Origin of the sequence: Fodinicurvata sediminis DSM 21159 (genome assembly GCF_000420625.1) — a bacterium.
Lineage (GTDB): Bacteria > Pseudomonadota > Alphaproteobacteria > Kiloniellales > DSM-21159 > Fodinicurvata > Fodinicurvata sediminis.
Genome location: NZ_ATVH01000019.1, coordinates 159046 through 175247 on the forward strand (window position 1 = coordinate 159046; position 16202 = coordinate 175247).

A 16202-nucleotide genomic window follows, 5' to 3' on the forward strand; every position below is an offset into this window, starting at 1 on the left:
TGTAACTGGAATTTGTACCGATGCTGAGCCAGCCGCGTTTGGATGAGATCATGAAACTTCTCAGGCTCGATCGCCGTGTTTCCGTGTCAGATCTTGTAGAAAAACTTCAGGTATCGGACGAGACGATAAGGCGTGACCTGAAGCATCTGGAAGAACAAGGGGATTTGCGTCGTGTGCATGGGGGCGCCATTCTGCCGAAGTTGACCGAAGAACAGCCTATAGATGTTCGTGGTCGCATCAAACAGCGTGAAAAATCAAAGCTTTCCCAGTATGCAGCAGGCTGTGTTCATGAAGGTATGTCCGTATTTCTTGATACAGGTACTACTACACTCGCTCTCTCGCATAGATTAATTCAATATAATAACCTTACGGTAGTAACCAACTCCCTAGACATCGCTCACGAACTGGTTTCGAAAAGCGAAAACAAGGTAACGATACTTCCTGGTGATATTAGGCGGAACGATAATGCCGTCGTTGGCTACAGTGCGGTCAAGGCAGCATCTTGGCGATTTTACGACGTTGCGTTCATGGGCATCGCCGCAATTGATCCCATACTCGGCTTCATGGATTACGAAGAGGATGAAGCGGAAATCCGACGGGCGGTCATAGCCCAGTCGGGTAAGTCGATAATCCTTGCAGATGACAGCAAGTTTGGCCGGAAGACGCACATCAGGACCTGTTCAATATCTGATGTCGATCGGGTCATAACCAACAAAAAGCCAAAAGAGGAGTACCTGAAGTGCTTCTCGGATGCTGGTGTGGAGATAGTCTATGAATAGTCCTGAGAAGCTTCATTCTCATTTCTTCGATCTTTTCGAGAATATATCAGTTTTCGGTTCGACGCCCGCGGGAGGACTTACACGTCTGGCGGCCAGCCAAGAAGATGGTGAAGCCAGGGACTGTCTGTGCTGTTGGCTTAAAGACAATGGCTTTGAGCTCCGGATCGATCGGGTCGGGAACATTTTTGGGCTCAAGGAATGGCACGAGGGCAAGCCTTGGGTGCTCGTTGGATCACATTTGGACAGTCAGCCCAAAGGTGGGCGCTTGGATGGCACTTACGGGGTAATCGCTGGAGCAATCGCAGCAGCGGAAGTCTCAAGACGTATCGAAGCCGAAGGACAGGTGCCCGAATACAACCTGGCCGTTGTCGATTGGACAAATGAGGAAGGAGCGCGATTTCAGCCCAGTTTGATCGGAAGTGGCTGCTTTGTGGGTAAACTAGACAAGCAGGAAATGCTGGCGGTCACTGACGACCAGGGAATAAGCCTGCAGTCCGCCTTGGAAGCTATCGGATATCTGGGTGAGGACACGTTTGATGAAGAGATCGCCGCCTATGCCGAAATCCATATAGAGCAAGGCCGTATACTCGAAGAAAACAAGATTCCCATAGGTGTCGTCTCTCGCAATTGGGCGGCGTTGAAAGCCCAAGTTACTTTTCATGGTAATCAGGCACATACCGGGCCCACCCGTATGCCAGAGAGACGGGATGCACTCTATGCCTCGGCTGAGTTGATCCGCTTTGTGCGTCAATTGGCTGAAGGGCGTGAAGATAACTTGCATACCTCAGTCGGCCGCCTGGAGGTCGAACCAAACTCGCCGAATGTAGTTCCGGCTCTCACCAAAGCATATGTAGAACTGCGTTCACTTGATGAAGGGTTGCTTGGGGAACTTAACAAGCAATTGAACCAGAAGGTTGAAGAAATCAGCCTAATGACTGGTTGCAAGTCAGATATAGTCAATTCCGTTTTGAGACCAGTTTTCCATTTTAACGAAACGGGTGTTCAATTTGCAAAACAGGCCAGCAAGGCAGCTGGTTATGATTGCATGGAGATCGATACCGTGGCGGGTCATGACGCAGTCTCCCTTGCCAGTGTTTGCAACTCAATTTTGCTGTTCGTTCCCAGCAATGACGGTATCAGTCACAACGAAGGCGAAAAGACCCGTCCAGAAGACCTCGCGGCCGGTGTCGATGTCATGGCCGAGCTCCTTCACGGTTTGTGTATCGGGAATAAAACGAACGAACGGTAGAGCGAGAACCGAACAGGAAATCAATTAAAGTGCAGTGAGGTTATCATGAGGAAGTTCGGAGAGGCGTCAGATAACGAAGACATACGTCTGGAAGGTGCTTTGCAGGCATTCAAGGGAGACGAGGTTTCGGATATACAATACGACAACGAAACCGTTCCTGTCGCGTCCCCGATAAGACGAGCGACTGATTGGGCAGGGTATAGAGTGGAGACCTCATCGGGACCCGTCTGGGCAAAAGTTCTCTACGAAGACATGATCCCTCATGTCGATTTTCAAACAGCTCTGCAAGCCAGCACTCAAGCAGCCAAGGATAATCTGGCGCCTGAAGTGCTCGCACATGATCCCGATAAAAAGGTCATTCTCTTCGAGTATCTCGGCTCTCCTTGGAAATGGTGCCGGGTCAACGACCTTCAGAGGATAGACAGGATAGGCAAACTGATTAATTCAAAACGCGCGTTCCATAAAGGAATGGCTCTGAACAGGGAACGTGACATTTTCAAAGAAGTTCAGGAACTCTTGGAGAGCTGTAACAGGCAGAAGGTTGAATTACCTGAAGATATCGAGTGGTTGAAACTTAACATCGGTTATGCGGAACAAGCGGTTGAAGCAGCTGGTCGAGATCGTGCGCCTGTCCATGGGGATGGTGCGGCTTCGAATGTCATGCGGACTCCTGAAGGTGAAATCAAGTTGTTGGACTTTGATTCAGCAGGTAACAGCGATCCCTATTTCGATGTGGCAACGACATTGGTTGAACTCTGTGAGTTTGATGATGAGTGGGAACAAGCTGTGGAGTTGGTTGAGGGGAAGCCTCGGCGGGATGTTCTTGCTCGTTGCCGTCTCTACGCGATTGCGGATGACATAAGATGGGGTTTATGGGGGCTTTGCATGGCAACGAGTTCTCCAAGAAAAGATATTGAATTCTTCAAGTATGGTCAGTGGAGGTTGCTGCGTGGACGGTATAGTCTGCACGACTCCCGCTTCGAAGCATGGTTGAGACAGGTATAAAATAAACAGGAGAAGTTCAGGGAGTATTTGCCATGCGCAAACTAGGTAACGCACAGAACGAAGCCGAGCAGGATCTGGAAGCGGCAGTTCAAAAGATACCGGAGTGGTTGGTCCAGGAAGTTCATTACGAGCCGGTGAACGGGGGCATCAGCAATGCCAACTGGCGGGTTCGTGTCAGCGGGTGTGAGGTAGATTATTTTGTAAAAGTGCCAGGAAAAGGCACTGAAATGTTTATTGATCGAAACGCCGCGCACGACGGCAGTGTCAAAGCGGCGGAGTGTGGTTTCGGTGCGCCAGTTTATCAGTTCATTGAAGATGACGGCATCGAGATTTTTCATTTTGTCGAGGGATTCAGGACATCGACAAACAATGATTTCCTGGACGAGGATGTTCGTACAAACGCGCTAAAAGCTCTTAAGGCGTTTAATTCACAGAAGCCTCTGAGCCTTACAAAGACGGTCTTCGACATGATCGAGGAGCATCTGCAACAGGTGGAGGATTTGGGAGGGCACAATCCCCCCGACATTTGGTGGTTACGGGAACAGTATCGATTGGCGCGTGAAGCACTGGAGGCTTCCGGCCTCGATCTGGTTCCCTGCATGAATGATACCCTTGCAGGCAATTTCATGCTCGATGAGAACAAGAATATCATGCTGGTGGATTTCGAGTATGCTTCGAACAACGACCCTTTCTATGAGTTGGGGTTATGGTTCGGAGAGATGTTCTTTCCGCCCACTGTCGAAATGGAGCTTCTGGAAGAGTATTTCGGCAGGGTAGATGATCGAATTATCGCGCGCCTGAATGTTGGGAAAGCCCTGGCGGATCTTAAGTGGTCAACCTGGGCTATGGTACAGAGTCAGGTTTCGAAGCTGGATTTTGATTTTCACAAGTACGGAATCTGGAAGCACATGCGCGCTCGCCAGATGATGCATGATCCTCGCTGGGAAGGCTGGTTGCGTACAGTCTGATACCCTGGATTTGGTTATACGACGCGGTGTCTCAATTCCTGCACCATTTGGAAGAGGAGGCAGAGAAACGTGACGTTTGCTTGACCTGTCCTCAAAAGCTTAATCCAATAGCGTCTGGTATCATTGTCTTTTCACGTGGTAGTGCCTGCGTAGTGCAAGGGCCACCCCCGAAGCATATTCCCTGTACGCCACGGTGATGACCCTCGCTGGCTTCAAGTGCGTGCCATTGCAGGTCAGTGGTGCCTGCCTATTCGTTGTCTCCGACATCCGGACGCGGGTCTTCAACGAAGCCATCCGCGTTCGGCATCTCGATCTCGGCCATGGAGTCCGCGTCGAGCGTGGTCTCGGGATCATCCGAAATAATGCCAGCACGTCCCAGGATATAAGCGCTGATCGCGTAAACTTCGTCTGGCGACAAGGAACCAGGCGACTGTAGCGGCATGGCGCGGTGCACATAGTCGTAAAGCGTGCTGGCATAAGGCCAGTAGCTTTCAACCGTCTTGACGGGGCTGTCATCTGCCAAAGTTCCACGGCCACCCAGGAGCGCAGGGGCGCCGAGCTCGCTGACGCCCTCCATGTCTGACCCATGACAGGCGGCGCAGGCCTGGTCATAGGCCGTTTTGCCATCCGCAAAGGTCCCGCTGCCTTCTGGTAAGCCTTGGCCGTCCGGCATCACATCAATATCAATTGCCGAAATCTGCTCTTCCGTGGCGGGCTGGCCGATGCCAAAGGCATTCGAGGAAATATCTATATCACCTACAGTCTCAGCGCTGGATTTCGGTGGTTCCATGGGGGCGCGTTCGCCTGTCTCCTCCAGCCTCTCCGGCAGTGCCGCTGATGTGCGCTCCGTTGTGTCTCCGTTCCCGGACTCATCGGCAAGCAAGGGGCTTGTTGCCAGTGCGATGGCACAGACAACAGTCAAATTACGCATGAACATTGGTCACCTCCCCATCTTCAGCGATGTGCCAGCTTTGAATGGCATTCAGGTGATACACCGAGTTCAGGCCCCGCACGTCCACGAGTTCTGACAGGGTGGGTTGTACGTAGCCGGTCTCATCAGTTGCACGGCTTTGCAGGACCGCCTGCTCACCCGACCATGTCCACGGAAGACGGAAGCGCGTGTGACATATGGGCAGAACGGGTCCTTCCAGGGATGCCTCCTGCCAGGTATTTCCGCCATCGGCAGACACTTCGACCTTGGTTATCTTCCCTCGACCGGACCAGGCGACACCCGTTACCTCGTAGAAACCAGGCCGCGGCAACTTCATCGCACCTGAGGGAAAGGTGATGACAGATTTAGCTTCCATCTCAAAGCTAAACTGCCGTGCTGAACCATCCGGCATGAGATCGGTGTATTTGGACGTCTCCTCGCGGGTCATGAAGGGCTTGTCGCTCACCTCCAGCCGGCGGAGCCACTTGATATGCGTGTTGCCCTCGTAACCCGGCAGCAGCAGTCGGAGCGGATAACCCTGTTCCGGCCGGATCGCTTCGCCGTTCTGGGCATAGGCGAGGATGGCGTCATCCATCGCCTTGTCGATCGGGACCGAGCGGGTCATGACTGCGGCATCCGCCCCTTCAGCCAGAATCCAGGCTGCATTGTCCGAGACACCAGCCATCTCCAACAGAGTGGATAGACGGACGCCTGTCCATTCCGAAGTCGAGGTCAGGCCATGGGTGCCCTGTACGGTTTTCAGCGTCGGCTCGTCCCATTCCGTCAGGCCGTTGCCCGAGCATTCGATGAAATACAACCGGCTGACCGCCGGAAGACGTTTCAGGTCGTCCATGGTAAAGCGCATCGGCGTATCGACCATCCCGTGCAGGATGAGTTCGTGGGTGCGCGGGTCGATCGTCGGGATGCCGGCGTGGTGGCGTTCAAAATGGAGGCCTGAGGGTGTAATGATGCCGTGCCCCGAGGCAAGCGGCGTCATGGACCAGCTCGACTCAATGCTCGCTGTCGGATACCGCCAGCGCACTTCGCTTTCAAACTGCGAACGGGACCCGTAGCCACCATCTTGGAGGATCAGGCGCCCCTGCTCTTTCGTGGGGTCGGGTTGGACGTAGTATTCAACCGCGCCCGGGGGTGCCTCGGCCGCTGCCCGACCGCTCAGCAGGGCTCCACCGCCAAGGGCGAGGCCGCCCGCCAGCAATCCGCGCCGTGTCAGGCCATTAAACATCCCCTCTTTGCAGTCGCAGTCTTCTTGCTGGGGGTCAGCCAACATCTGGCGTTCGATTTCGACCAGGCTCTCGGCCATGTGGCGTTCGGCGGGTCCATACCTCGATGCAGGAAATTTTTCATCTTTGGGCATTTTTCCCTCCCTAGTTGCTTGCATTCGTAAGGCAAGCTTTCTTTCTCATACAACGAGAAGCATGCTCTCTCATTCGCTTGCTTGTAAATAGATGACCCAAGTTTGCTTCTTCTCTGGGGCTTGGAGAATCATTGTCAGTGTGGCCGACACAGTGATTTGAGGCGTCTTCTCGCAAAGTAAGCGAGAGCAGATGAAATCCCAGATTGCCGAGAAGGCAATGATGATTGAGTGGAAGGGGGGGAATCCTCTCGATCCCATGGTGGGACAAGCTTCAATCAACTTTTCGGGTGATACACTGATATAGCGTCAGGATATCCCAACAAGACCTATCCAAATGTGCTCATTCCAGGATGCAACAGGGCTCCCGAAGCTGGAAGTCACTGGGCAAGACTATGACTGTTCACCCATATTGCGCGTAAGGAACTGGGAACCACGATCTGCCTTATGCAGGAGTGTCTTTGAAGCGCTGATTGCGCCATTCCGCTGGTTGTTTAAGTTGCGTTAGTTGACAAAGTTGCGTTTCACAATATATTGGAATGAGCCGGAGGTGCCGAAATGCCCAACAACGAACAGCGCAAGCAGTCTACAGGGTCGTCAAAGACACGCCGCAGCGCGTCAAAGGATGTCGTGACCCTGTTTACGATGAAGGGCGACCCGAGCAAGGCTCTTGCGGGTTTCACCCTGCCGGACGATAGCGAAGTGGCCATCGTTTCGTCGAAGCCGGAGTCTGTGCGCCAGCTCAAGAAGACCTTCGGCAGCCGGGCCGCACGTGTCGCCGAGGTGGTGGAGCGGAGTTCGGCTTCTGGACAGGCAAAGACAAAAATGCCTGCCGTCGACAAGACAGCGTTCGAGCCTGATGCGCGCAGTCAGGCACTGCTCGAAGGCGTGCGGATCGCGCAAGAGGACCTGCGTGAAGCAGGAGGGGCCTATGACCTCGAAGAGGTCCGCACGTTGATGCGCGGTATATCAAGGCAGGCGATCGACAAGCGCGTGAAGGAGGGCTCGTTGCTGGCTGTCCCGGGTCCGAGCAACCGCCGCAGCTATCCAACCGTGCAGTTCATGCGAGACGGAAGCGTCGTCCCCGGACTCAAGTCTGTGCAGCAGGCGCTGCAGATGACGAATCCATGGATGGTTCTCAACTTCCTGATTCACCCCGATGACCGGTTGAATGGCAAGAAGCCCATCGATCTTCTGAGAAACGGTCACGTGGATCTGGTTGTCGAAGCCGCCAGACGACATGGTGAGCAGGGGGTGTGAGTGTACCGCTCCCGCCGCCGGATCTGCATGAGCGCAAGCCGGATCTGGAGGACATCCCGATAGGAACGATCTTCCATCGTTTCTATCCGGCACACCGCGATCCGATCTATTTTGATGCCTCGGATCTCGGCCGTTTCAACGCTCCGGATTCCTCCTACGGTGTCCTCTACACTGCGCAGAACGTCGCCGGCGTCTTTGCCGAGACCTTTCTGCGCAAGCCCGGTCGAACATTGATCGATGAGACTTTGCTGCGAAGCAAGGCCTATGTGCGTCTCATTACACGTAAACCCTTGCGCCTTGTTCTTCTCGTCGGGCTTGGCTTCGAACGGCTTGGACACCGGCAGGCTTTCGGCCAGCAGCAGCTCCAGGCGCGCACCCAAGCGCTTTCACTAGTGCCTCGTGCCCGCGCGATCATTGTGAAGTGGGTGGAAAAGACTACAACACGGTACGCTCGCACTCGGCCCTCAACTACCAATCACCGGCTGCCGCTGCAGCCAATTGGAACCGGCAAGGGTCATCACCGCGGCGTTTAGCCGAAGGCTCGGCGGAGATGACCCTTGCCCCGTCTGCGCACAAGCGCAATCATCAACCATCGCTTCCAGCCCAAATGGATAAAGCTTTGGGGGCAGGGCACGAACGATTCAATTTAAAGCTGCACCATCAAACCCCGGCCCCCTCAAAGCGTTTATATAGAACTGCTCAGTATTACGCCTTGGGCTTAAAAACATGGTCTTCGCTAGGAAAGGCTCCAGTACGAACCTCACCCGCAAATGTCTTGATTGCGTTTTCCATGTCCGCACGAAGGTTGGCATAGCGTTTCACAAACTTGGGCTGGAATTCGTTGAATACACCCAAAACATCGTCAACAACCAGAATTTGGCCATCGCAAGCCTGCGATGCTCCTATGCCGATTGTGGGAATGGAAATACTCTCCGTAACCGATCGTGCAATGGGTTCGACAACCCCCTCGATTACCGTCGCGAATGCGCCAGCTTCATCCATCGCCTTGCCATCCGCCAGAAGCTTCTTTGCACTCTCTTCATCTCGTCCTTGGGTCTTGAACCCTCCGAGCGTATTCATGGACTGCGGTGTCAAGCCGATGTGACCAAGCACAGGGACACCGCGTGCAGCTAAAAAGGCCACCGTTTCTGCCATTTCCTGTCCACCTTCAAGCTTAATCGCTTGGCAGCCAGTTTCTTGCAGTACACGTGACGCGCTACGGAAGGCCTGCTCTGGCGACTCCTGATAGCTCCCAAACGGAAGATCCACGACAACACAGGCGTGTGAACAGCTGTGCGCAACTGCACGACCATGCTGGATCATGGTATCCAGAGATATTCCCAGGGTACTGTCGAGCCCATATATGGTCATGGCAAGCGAGTCGCCAACAAGAATGAGGTCGACATGCTCGTCCATTATCTTCGCGATCGGAGCTGTGTAAGCAGTCAGGCCAACCAAGGGAGTTGCCGACTTGCAGTCCCGAATAGTTTGGGTGGTCATACGCTTGTTGCGTCCATGAACGCTCATGCTGTTTCTCCGTAGTTGATTCGATAGCGAGGGCCAAGGCTTGCCTGATAGGGTTGCATCATTCTGGCACGTACCATACAATTCGCACACTAAGGAAAAATGATAAAGCCTTGAATTTAGCCTATTAGTGACGAAAAAAGGATTCTTTTGTTCGCTCTATAAGTATAGAGTTCAAAGGCAAGATATAATAAAAAAATATATTTTATGAATAATAAATAAGATGGGGGCGTCTGCATTAATGGGTAAGCAAATTGATGTCATGAATGAATACATAGGGAGGATATTCTCCGTATGTACATTTATTATAATGATAATAGTGATATGTGATGTTTCTGCGCGGGCCTTTTTTGAGCGGCCAATAGACTGGGCTTTTGCGGTTTCAACCCAGCTTTACGCGCTCCTTTTCATGATATTGGGCGCCTACACCTTATTACATAATGCTCACGTCAACGTTGATATACTAGTCGCAAAATTATCGGGGCGCACCCGGGCGTTAATTGATACCATTACTTATCTCGTATTTTTCTTCCCATTCGTTTCCGTGCTTATTTATTTTGGGTACAGATTTGCCCACCGTTCCTGGGCATCCGGAGAAACGACATGGGGGGTCGTCGCTATCCCCGTTTATCCAATTAAATCGGTAATATTCGTTACTGGATGCTTACTCTTCCTTCAAGGAATAGTCCAATTCACCCGGACGCTGCGTGCGCTCAGAGGGAAATAAAAATATGGGCGCGGAAGCTTTAACGCTATTCATGTTCGGTGGTTTGCTGCTTGGCTTGTTTCTTGGGCATCCATTAGCATTTGTACTTGGTGGTGTAGCCGTTTTGGCTGCATTCATGGGTCCGGGGTCTCAAGTATTTGGGCTTATTATTAGCCGAATATATGGCGGCGTGATGGATAGCTATATCCTTGTCGCAGTCCCTCTTTTTATTCTGATGGCTCGCTTCCTTAGCAGTTCTGGCGTTACTGACCGAATGTTCGAGACATTGCGCCAACTCATGGGTGGCCTACGTGGCGGTTTGACGCTTAGCGTGATAATCATTTCGGTTCTACTTGCTGCTACAACTGGGATTATCGGTGCTTCTATCACAGTCATGGGCATGCTTGCGTTACGCCCGATGCTGGAGAATGGTTACCGTAAGGACATCTGTTGTGGTGCGATTGCTGCCGGCGGAAGCCTAGGTGTGCTTATCCCCCCCAGCATTATGCTGATCATTATGGCTAGTTATGCGCCAGTCTCGGTCGGTGAACTCTTTGCCGGGGCGCTTATCCCTGGCCTCGTCTTAGCTGTGCTGTACGGTACATATGTGCTTGGTGCGAGCTACCTATTTCCGTCACTAGGACCGCCACTCACGGCTGAACAGCGTGCTCTTATTGAGCCGCGTAAACTTTTACTGGACCTGCTGAAAGATGTGGTTCCGCCCCTGGTGCTAATTCTCGGCGTATTAGGTTCAATCTTCGGGGGCATAGCCACCGCTACGGAGGCAGCAGCCATTGGTGCATTCCTGGCGTTCTGTTTCATGATCATTTATGGGTCTTTTGACCGCGCAGACTTCTTTGCATGCCTTCGTGACACTGGCAAGGTTACCTCGATGGTGCTTTTTGTTGTTGTTGGCGCCACTGCCTTTACAGGTGTCTTTACTGCTGGAGGCGGCTTGGATGTTGTTCGCGAGATGTTGCTTGGTAACGAACTGCCGGTGTGGGCAATTATTGTCGTCATGTTAGTAATCATGTTTGTGCTCGGCATGTTTCTGGATTGGATTGGTATTGTTTTACTAAGTTTTCCAATCTTTCTGCCTATCTTAGAGCAAATGAACGTCGACATTCTCTGGTTCGTCGTTCTTTCGGCTGTCGTTTTGCAAACATCGTTCCTGACGCCGCCCTTTGGGTATGCTCTGTTTTATCTAAAAGGGGTTGCCAGTGATGATATAGCGATAGGGGATATTTATCGCGGCGTTGTACCGTTCGTTGTGCTCATTATTATTGGGGCTGGCCTCGTCGCTGCATTTCCCGGATTGATACTCTGGCTTCCCAATATGATGACACAATAAACGCAATAACACTTGGATTTGGAACCAAGGTGATGGTGAGTGAAAAGAATATCCAAAAATTAACTAGTATGGAGGAAACCCAATGAAACTTGATCGCCTACTAACATTCGGTGTCGGTGCAATAACGCTTTCATTTGGTCAGGCGGCGACAGCTGCTGATACAACTTGGACGATGACGACTCAATGGCCGTCAGCCATCGAGTTAATTGAATATGATAAACACTTTGTTGAGACGGCAAACAAGCTCATCGGCGACGAGTTGGAAATCAAGTTTCATCCGGGCGGGACTCTTATTCCGCCTTCAGAGGTGTTTGATGCCGCCAGTGCTGGAGACATAGAGGCCTCTGGCGATTGGCCGGGTTTTTGGGCCGGCAGAAACTCCGCATTTTCCCCGTTAGCCACACACACGATGATGTTCAACGCTGCCGATTACATGATGTGGATCGAGGCGTGGGGTGGCTTTGAAATGTATCAGGAGGTTTATGGGGAACACGGTCTAGTGTATCTGCCGCATGCTGTCCTGAATAATGAGTCCGGCTTTCGGACCAATGAACCTATTCGCTCAATCGAAGATCTTGAAGGCATGCGACTGCGCATTTCTGGCCGCGACCAGGGGCGAGTGCTAGAGCGGCTTGGGGCAACACAGGTTCAGATCGCAACGCATGAGATCTATCAGGCACTTGAACAGGGCGTCCTCGATGGCGCAGAAATGGCGACCCCCGGAATTGATTATGGGGTTGGCTATCACGAGGTTACGGACTACTGGCTAACACCCGGCTGGCATCAGAGCGCCACCGTTATCGGGGTAATGATCAACGAGGATGCTTGGAACGCTCTGTCGGAGAATGTTCAAAACAAGCTCAAAGTCGCAGCTCAAGCCAATATGATGTGGTCCCTCGGGTTCTCCGAAAAACGTGCTGTCGAGGGAACGCAGAAATTCATCGAAGCAGGCACCGAAATAACACGGTTTGGCGAAGAAGACCTTGCTAAGATACAGAAGATCGCCAATGAAGTGATCGTCGAGAGCAGTTGCGACAACCCACTCCACGGGAAGGTATATCTCTCGCAGCTAAGCTATCTTGAAGAGTATTCCCAATGGCGTAAGTTCTCTGAACCGTTTGCCCTTGGACGCAACACAGAGCTGCCCAATTTGGATGAGATTGAAGCCTGCATCCAAGACGCCTCAAACAACTAACCCCGGGGCTGAATATCTTATATATCTTTGACTTGGTATGACTACACCGTCACCGATCCAAGCTGGGGTCGGTGACGGTGTCGGATGCAGCCGTAACCTGAGTACGTTTTCTAACGTAACCGTCCGTTCGGGACCGCCTTCAAATTTTGTGCAACATCAGAATAAATTCCGTCGTTATGTACGTCGTTATTGACGTCAACAAGAGCGGAGGCAGGGGATTCGTCAGGAGACAGTGACGGGTATTGAGTCGACCGATAAAAAGCTGTCCGCGTGGGTAATAGAGTCCCGGCTGCGGCCAGCAAGGCACTGAGAATCGCCCTGTAGATCTGGTGCAAAAGAAGCCTCAGCCACCTGAGGATAAGGCGGAAGTTGTAGCCCACGGCACTGAGCAGGGCGTTGACCCGGGTGCCGAGCGGTCCCTTCAGATAGTTGCGGCCCAGATGACCATCCGCCTTCATGTGGCCAATGACGGCCTCGATGGCCGAGCGCCGTCGCAGTTCGCGCTTGATCTGGCCGTGTACCCCGCGCTTCTGGCCGGAACGAAACACCCGCCGGGGATTGGCCACATCATGGCCGCGATAGCCCTTGTCCACATAGGCCCGCTCCACCGGCCGTCCTGTCAGGGCCTCGGTTTCCTCCACCACACGCCGCAGGGTATGGCCGTCATAAGGCAGACCGGGAAAGGCCGCAGCATGCAGCACGAACTGGCCGCCCCGAGCCCGGCGGTTGGTGGTGTCGATGGAGACCTTGCAGCCGAACTCGTAGGGCTTGTGGGCCTTGCCCTTTCCAATGCAGACCACCTCGGGGGCGTGCCAGGAATAGAGTTTGGGACCGCGCTGCTGCTGTTTCTGGTGACGGATGCGAATGGCCTTGGACAGAGGAATGGCAAAGGCGGCTTTCAGAGCCGCATTGCCCTCTGTCTTGCGCTGGATGTCGCGGATCAGGCGGCCCAGGAGGCTGCGCAGGAAGCGCAGTTCCCGATTGCAGCGCTTGAACTGTTTGGCGTGGGCATAGCGCCCGGCCATCAGGGCGGCGCGCTTGGCCACCCTGAGATAGGACTGCCGCAGCTCCACGCCCTCGGCCCTGGCTTGGCGCACCAACTGCCGGATGGCGGTATGCAGCAGCTTGGCGTCGCTGGGGTGGGTGATGTTGGCCGGTTGTACGGTGGTATCCACTGAAATGCGCGCCAGATCATTCTTCTTGAGCGCACCGCTGTCGTGGGCCACCCGCAGGCTCTCGGCCAGTAGCAGCTCCAGGCGTTCGCCCAGGCGCTTGCGCCAGTGGCTCAGGCCCGAGCGCTCGTGCCGAAGCGCATGCTGGAAGAAGCGTAACCGTCCGCTCAGGACCGCCTTCAAATTTTGGACAGCATCAGGTTAATTTCCGTCGTTATGTACGTCGTTACTGACGTCAACAAGGACGGAGGCAGTGGATGCGCCAGGAGATACTGACGGGTGTTGAGCGTCGGCGACGCTGGTCGCTGGAGCAAAAGCAGGAGATCCTGGCGGCGGTTGGCGTTGACGGGGCGACTGTTGCCGATGTGGCGCGGCGCTACGACATCACGCGCCAGCACATCTACCAGTGGCGCCGCGAGCTACGCCAGAAGGGCCTGCTGGCAGACAGCCGTCCGCAGTTCCTGGCGGTGGATCTGGCCCCGGAGGATCCGGGTGCGGATGCGGGCGGGGCCGGCCTTGTCGAGATCGGACTTTGCAATGGCCGTCGCCTGCGCTTGGCCGGCGATGCCCCGGAGGCGGTGGTGCGGCGCATGATCCGCCTGACGGAGGCGGCATGATCGGCCCGGGCAATGGTGTGCGCGTCTACCTGGCCTGCGGGGTGACCGACATGCGCAAGGGAATAACCGGTCTTGCTGCGGCAGCGGATCAGGTATTGCGTCAGGACCCCTGCAGCCGTGCGGTCTTTGCCTTTCGCGGCCGGCGCGGGGACCGCATCAAGCTGCTGCACTGGGACGGCCAGGGGTTCTGCCTCTACTACAAGGTTCTGGAGCGCGGACGCTTTCCCTGGCCCTCGCCGGCCGATGGCGTGGCGCGCCTGACCTCGGCGCAGCTGGCGATGCTGTGGGAGGGCATTGACTGGCGCCGTCCGGCCTGGACGGCGGCACCCCTGCGGGCGGGCTGATATTTTATCAGAATCAAGGGGATAGTGCTGTTCCTGGGGAGTCGGCTGGGGTAAACTTCTGCCCATGATACCGACGCTGGACAGCCTGCCGGACGACCCGGCCACCCTGAAGGCGATGATCCTCGCCCAGCACGAGGAGGTGACCCGCATGTCGGCCTCGGTGCGGGCCTATGAAAGCCTGGTGGAGGCACTCAAGGCGCGCATTCTGCGCCTGCGCAAGCAGAAGTTCGGCAGCTCCTCGGAACGCATCACGCGCGAGATCGCCCAGCTGGAGCTGGCCCTGGAGGACCTGCAGGTCGCCCACGCCCGCGAGTACGGCGGACAGGCGGAGGGCGATCCGGCCCCGACCCCCGAGAGCGAAAGTACGGACAAGCCACAGGGCCGCCGGCGCGGCCGCCCCCGGGTGGATCCGCAGACACCCCGCACGCGGGAGACCCTGGATCCCGGAGAAGAATGCCCCGACTGCGGCGGACCGCTGCGCCTGTTGGGCGAAGATGTTTCGGAACTCCTGGAGCTGGTGACAGCCCAGCTGAAGGTCATTGAGATCGCGCGGCTCAAGAAGTCCTGCCGCTGCTGCGAGAAGGTGGTCCAGCCCGAGGCACCGAGCCGGCCCATTCCGCGCAGCATGGCGGGCCCGGGCCTGCTGGCCCACATCCTGGTCTCCAAGTTCGACGATCATCTGCCGCTCTATCGCCAGACCGAGATCCTGGCCCGCCAGGGCGCGGAGATCCCGCGCTCGACCCTGGTCGACTGGTGCGGCCAGTCCATGGCCGTGGTCGCCCCACTGGTCGCGCGTATCAAGGACCATGTCCTGGCGGGCGATCGCCTGCATGGCGATGACACCCCGATCAAGGTCCTGGATCCGCGCCGCCCCAAGGCGGCGGCCAGCGCCAAGGCCGTCAAGGAGGGGCGGATCTGGACCTATGTGCGCGATGACCGCGCCTGGGGCTGTACCGACCCGCCGGCGGTGGCCTACTGGTTCTCGCCGGACCGCAAGGGGGTGCATCCCCAGGAGCATCTCAAGGACTTCCGCGGCATTCTGCAGGCCGATGCCTATGCCGGGTTCCGCAAGCTTTATGAACCCGACGCCGAGGGCAAGGTGCGCGTGCGCGAGGCGGCCTGCTGGGCGCATCTGCGCCGGGACTTCCACGACGTCTGGAAGGCCACCGGCTCCAAGTTGGCGGAAGAGGCCTTGAACCGTATCGGGGCCCTCTACGATCTCGAGCGGGCGATATCCGGTCAGGCACCGGAGATGCGTTATCGCCAGCGCCAGGCGCACAGCCGGCCACGTGTCGAGGCCTTCCGCACATGGTGCGAGGCGCAGCTGGCACGTATCTCGGGCAAGAGCGGTCTGGCCAAGGCCATGCGCTATGCCCTGAACCGCTGGCCGGCGTTCACGCTGTTCCTGGAAGACGGGCGTGTTGCCATCGACAACAACGTCGCTGAACGGGCCATGCGGCCCATCGCCATCGGCCGCAAGAACTATCTCTTTGCCGGTTCGGACGCCGGTGGCGAGACCCTGGCCGATGCCATGACGCTGATCGAGGCCGCCAAGCTGTCCGGCCACGACCCGCAGGCCTATCTGGCCAATGTCCTGGCCCGCATCAACGACCATCCGATCAACCGGATCGATGACCTCCTGCCCTGGAACTGGACGAACCCGGCCCTGGCCAAGGCAGCCTGATCAATCAGCAGGATTGCAAGGCGGTACAGAGCGGACGGTTACGAA

General features: G+C 55.4%; 15 protein-coding genes and 1 pseudogene. 12 read left to right on the forward strand and 4 right to left on the reverse strand.

The features are described from left to right. Nucleotides 1–20 precede the first annotated feature (20 nt). Genes G502_RS0116925 through G502_RS0116940 form a run of 4 tightly spaced genes read left to right on the forward strand, consistent with a single transcriptional unit; the run spans nt 21 to nt 4001 of the window. On the forward strand, nt 21–779 hold the full coding sequence (locus G502_RS0116925; protein WP_022729872.1) for a DeoR/GlpR family DNA-binding transcription regulator: 759 nt from the start codon (nt 21–23) through the stop codon (nt 777–779). Then, complete coding sequence (locus G502_RS20945; protein WP_022729873.1) at nt 772–2028, forward strand: Zn-dependent hydrolase; 1257 nt, start codon at nt 772–774, stop codon at nt 2026–2028. The genes G502_RS0116925 and G502_RS20945 overlap by 8 nt, the downstream gene beginning before the upstream one ends. Before the next feature lie 45 nt (nt 2029–2073). Then, on the forward strand, nt 2074–3033 hold the full coding sequence (locus tag G502_RS0116935) for a phosphotransferase (protein WP_022729874.1): 960 nt from the start codon (nt 2074–2076) through the stop codon (nt 3031–3033). A 32-nt stretch (nt 3034–3065) separates the two neighbouring features. Continuing rightward, nucleotides 3066–4001, forward strand: coding sequence for a choline kinase family protein (locus G502_RS0116940; protein ID WP_022729875.1), 936 nt, complete (start codon nt 3066–3068; stop codon nt 3999–4001). 247 nt (nt 4002–4248) lie between these two features. Here the strand turns inward: G502_RS0116940 and G502_RS0116945 are convergent, their stop codons facing one another. Both G502_RS0116945 and soxC read right to left on the reverse strand, forming a co-directional pair. Next, nucleotides 4249–4938 carry a c-type cytochrome gene (locus tag G502_RS0116945; RefSeq protein WP_022729876.1) on the reverse strand — a complete coding sequence of 230 codons (690 nt, stop codon included), beginning with the start codon at nt 4936–4938 and terminating at the stop codon, nt 4249–4251. Next, nucleotides 4925–6307 carry a sulfite dehydrogenase gene (gene soxC, locus G502_RS0116950; protein WP_022729877.1) on the reverse strand — a complete coding sequence of 461 codons (1383 nt, stop codon included), beginning with the start codon at nt 6305–6307 and terminating at the stop codon, nt 4925–4927. The genes G502_RS0116945 and soxC overlap by 14 nt, the downstream gene beginning before the upstream one ends. A 555-nt stretch (nt 6308–6862) precedes the next feature. Here soxC and G502_RS20955 point away from each other — a divergent pair. After that, entirely contained in the window at nt 6863–7564 is a 702-nt protein-coding gene (locus tag G502_RS20955; protein WP_022729879.1) for a hypothetical protein, read from the forward strand. Then, nucleotides 7561–8097, forward strand: coding sequence for an RES domain-containing protein (locus G502_RS21705; protein ID WP_022729880.1), 537 nt, complete (start codon nt 7561–7563; stop codon nt 8095–8097). Before G502_RS20955 ends, G502_RS21705 begins: the two co-directional genes overlap by 4 nt. Before the next feature lie 172 nt (nt 8098–8269). Here G502_RS21705 and panB read toward each other — a convergent pair whose 3' ends face one another. Continuing rightward, entirely contained in the window at nt 8270–9091 is an 822-nt protein-coding gene (gene panB, locus G502_RS0116970; protein WP_022729881.1) for a 3-methyl-2-oxobutanoate hydroxymethyltransferase, read from the reverse strand. 307 nt (nt 9092–9398) lie between these two features. Between panB and G502_RS22900 the strand changes: the two genes are divergently transcribed. The 3 genes from G502_RS22900 (at nt 9399) to dctP (ending at nt 12340) form a co-directional block, all read left to right on the forward strand. Beyond that, a complete protein-coding gene (locus tag G502_RS22900) occupies nt 9399–9815 on the forward strand; it encodes a TRAP transporter small permease subunit (RefSeq protein WP_367401678.1) in 417 nt (138 codons plus the stop codon). Nucleotides 9816–9819: 4 nt separating this feature from the next. Continuing rightward, nucleotides 9820–11145, forward strand: a complete 1326-nt coding sequence (locus G502_RS0116980) for a TRAP transporter large permease (protein WP_026989617.1) — start codon at nt 9820–9822, stop codon at nt 11143–11145. 82 nt (nt 11146–11227) lie between these two features. Next, nucleotides 11228–12340, forward strand: a complete 1113-nt coding sequence (dctP, locus tag G502_RS0116985) for a TRAP transporter substrate-binding protein DctP (protein WP_022729884.1) — start codon at nt 11228–11230, stop codon at nt 12338–12340. A gap of 332 nt (nt 12341–12672) precedes the next feature. Here the strand turns inward: dctP and G502_RS20965 are convergent. Beyond that, nucleotides 12673–13665: pseudogene (locus G502_RS20965) on the reverse strand (IS5 family transposase); the annotation flags it as partial. Between the two features lie 104 nt (nt 13666–13769). On the opposite strand from G502_RS20965, the gene tnpA reads away from it, so the two are divergent. The 3 genes from tnpA to tnpC all read left to right on the forward strand — a co-directional run bounded on the left by tnpA (nt 13770) and on the right by tnpC (nt 16157). Continuing rightward, nucleotides 13770–14129: an IS66-like element accessory protein TnpA gene (gene tnpA, locus G502_RS0116995; protein WP_022727560.1), complete on the forward strand. Its 360-nt coding sequence runs from the start codon at nt 13770–13772 to the stop codon at nt 14127–14129. Continuing rightward, nucleotides 14126–14473, forward strand: a complete 348-nt coding sequence (tnpB, locus tag G502_RS0117000) for an IS66 family insertion sequence element accessory protein TnpB (RefSeq protein ID WP_022727559.1) — start codon at nt 14126–14128, stop codon at nt 14471–14473. The genes tnpA and tnpB overlap by 4 nt, the downstream gene beginning before the upstream one ends. A 64-nt stretch (nt 14474–14537) precedes the next feature. Further along, nucleotides 14538–16157, forward strand: coding sequence for an IS66 family transposase (gene tnpC, locus G502_RS0117005; protein WP_022727558.1), 1620 nt, complete (start codon nt 14538–14540; stop codon nt 16155–16157). Nucleotides 16158–16202 lie beyond the last annotated feature (45 nt).

Excerpts from the sequence above, each read along its gene's own strand:
- G502_RS0116925 (WP_022729872.1), top strand. The coding sequence starts at position 21 with ATGCTGAGCCAGCCGCGTTTGGATGAGATCATGAAACTTCTCAGGCTC.
- G502_RS20945 (WP_022729873.1), top strand. The coding sequence starts at position 772 with ATGAATAGTCCTGAGAAGCTTCATTCTCATTTCTTCGATCTTTTCGAG.
- G502_RS0116935 (WP_022729874.1), top strand. The coding sequence starts at position 2,074 with ATGAGGAAGTTCGGAGAGGCGTCAGATAACGAAGACATACGTCTGGAA.
- G502_RS0116940 (WP_022729875.1), top strand. The coding sequence starts at position 3,066 with ATGCGCAAACTAGGTAACGCACAGAACGAAGCCGAGCAGGATCTGGAA.
- G502_RS0116945 (WP_022729876.1), bottom strand. The coding sequence starts at position 4,938 with ATGTTCATGCGTAATTTGACTGTTGTCTGTGCCATCGCACTGGCAACA.
- soxC (WP_022729877.1), bottom strand. The coding sequence starts at position 6,307 with ATGCCCAAAGATGAAAAATTTCCTGCATCGAGGTATGGACCCGCCGAA.
- G502_RS20955 (WP_022729879.1), top strand. The coding sequence starts at position 6,863 with ATGCCCAACAACGAACAGCGCAAGCAGTCTACAGGGTCGTCAAAGACA.
- panB (WP_022729881.1), bottom strand. The coding sequence starts at position 9,091 with ATGAGCGTTCATGGACGCAACAAGCGTATGACCACCCAAACTATTCGG.
- G502_RS22900 (WP_367401678.1), top strand. The coding sequence starts at position 9,399 with ATGATAATAGTGATATGTGATGTTTCTGCGCGGGCCTTTTTTGAGCGG.
- G502_RS0116980 (WP_026989617.1), top strand. The coding sequence starts at position 9,820 with ATGGGCGCGGAAGCTTTAACGCTATTCATGTTCGGTGGTTTGCTGCTT.
- dctP (WP_022729884.1), top strand. The coding sequence starts at position 11,228 with ATGAAACTTGATCGCCTACTAACATTCGGTGTCGGTGCAATAACGCTT.
- tnpA (WP_022727560.1), top strand. The coding sequence starts at position 13,770 with ATGCGCCAGGAGATACTGACGGGTGTTGAGCGTCGGCGACGCTGGTCG.
- tnpB (WP_022727559.1), top strand. The coding sequence starts at position 14,126 with ATGATCGGCCCGGGCAATGGTGTGCGCGTCTACCTGGCCTGCGGGGTG.
- tnpC (WP_022727558.1), top strand. The coding sequence starts at position 14,538 with ATGATACCGACGCTGGACAGCCTGCCGGACGACCCGGCCACCCTGAAG.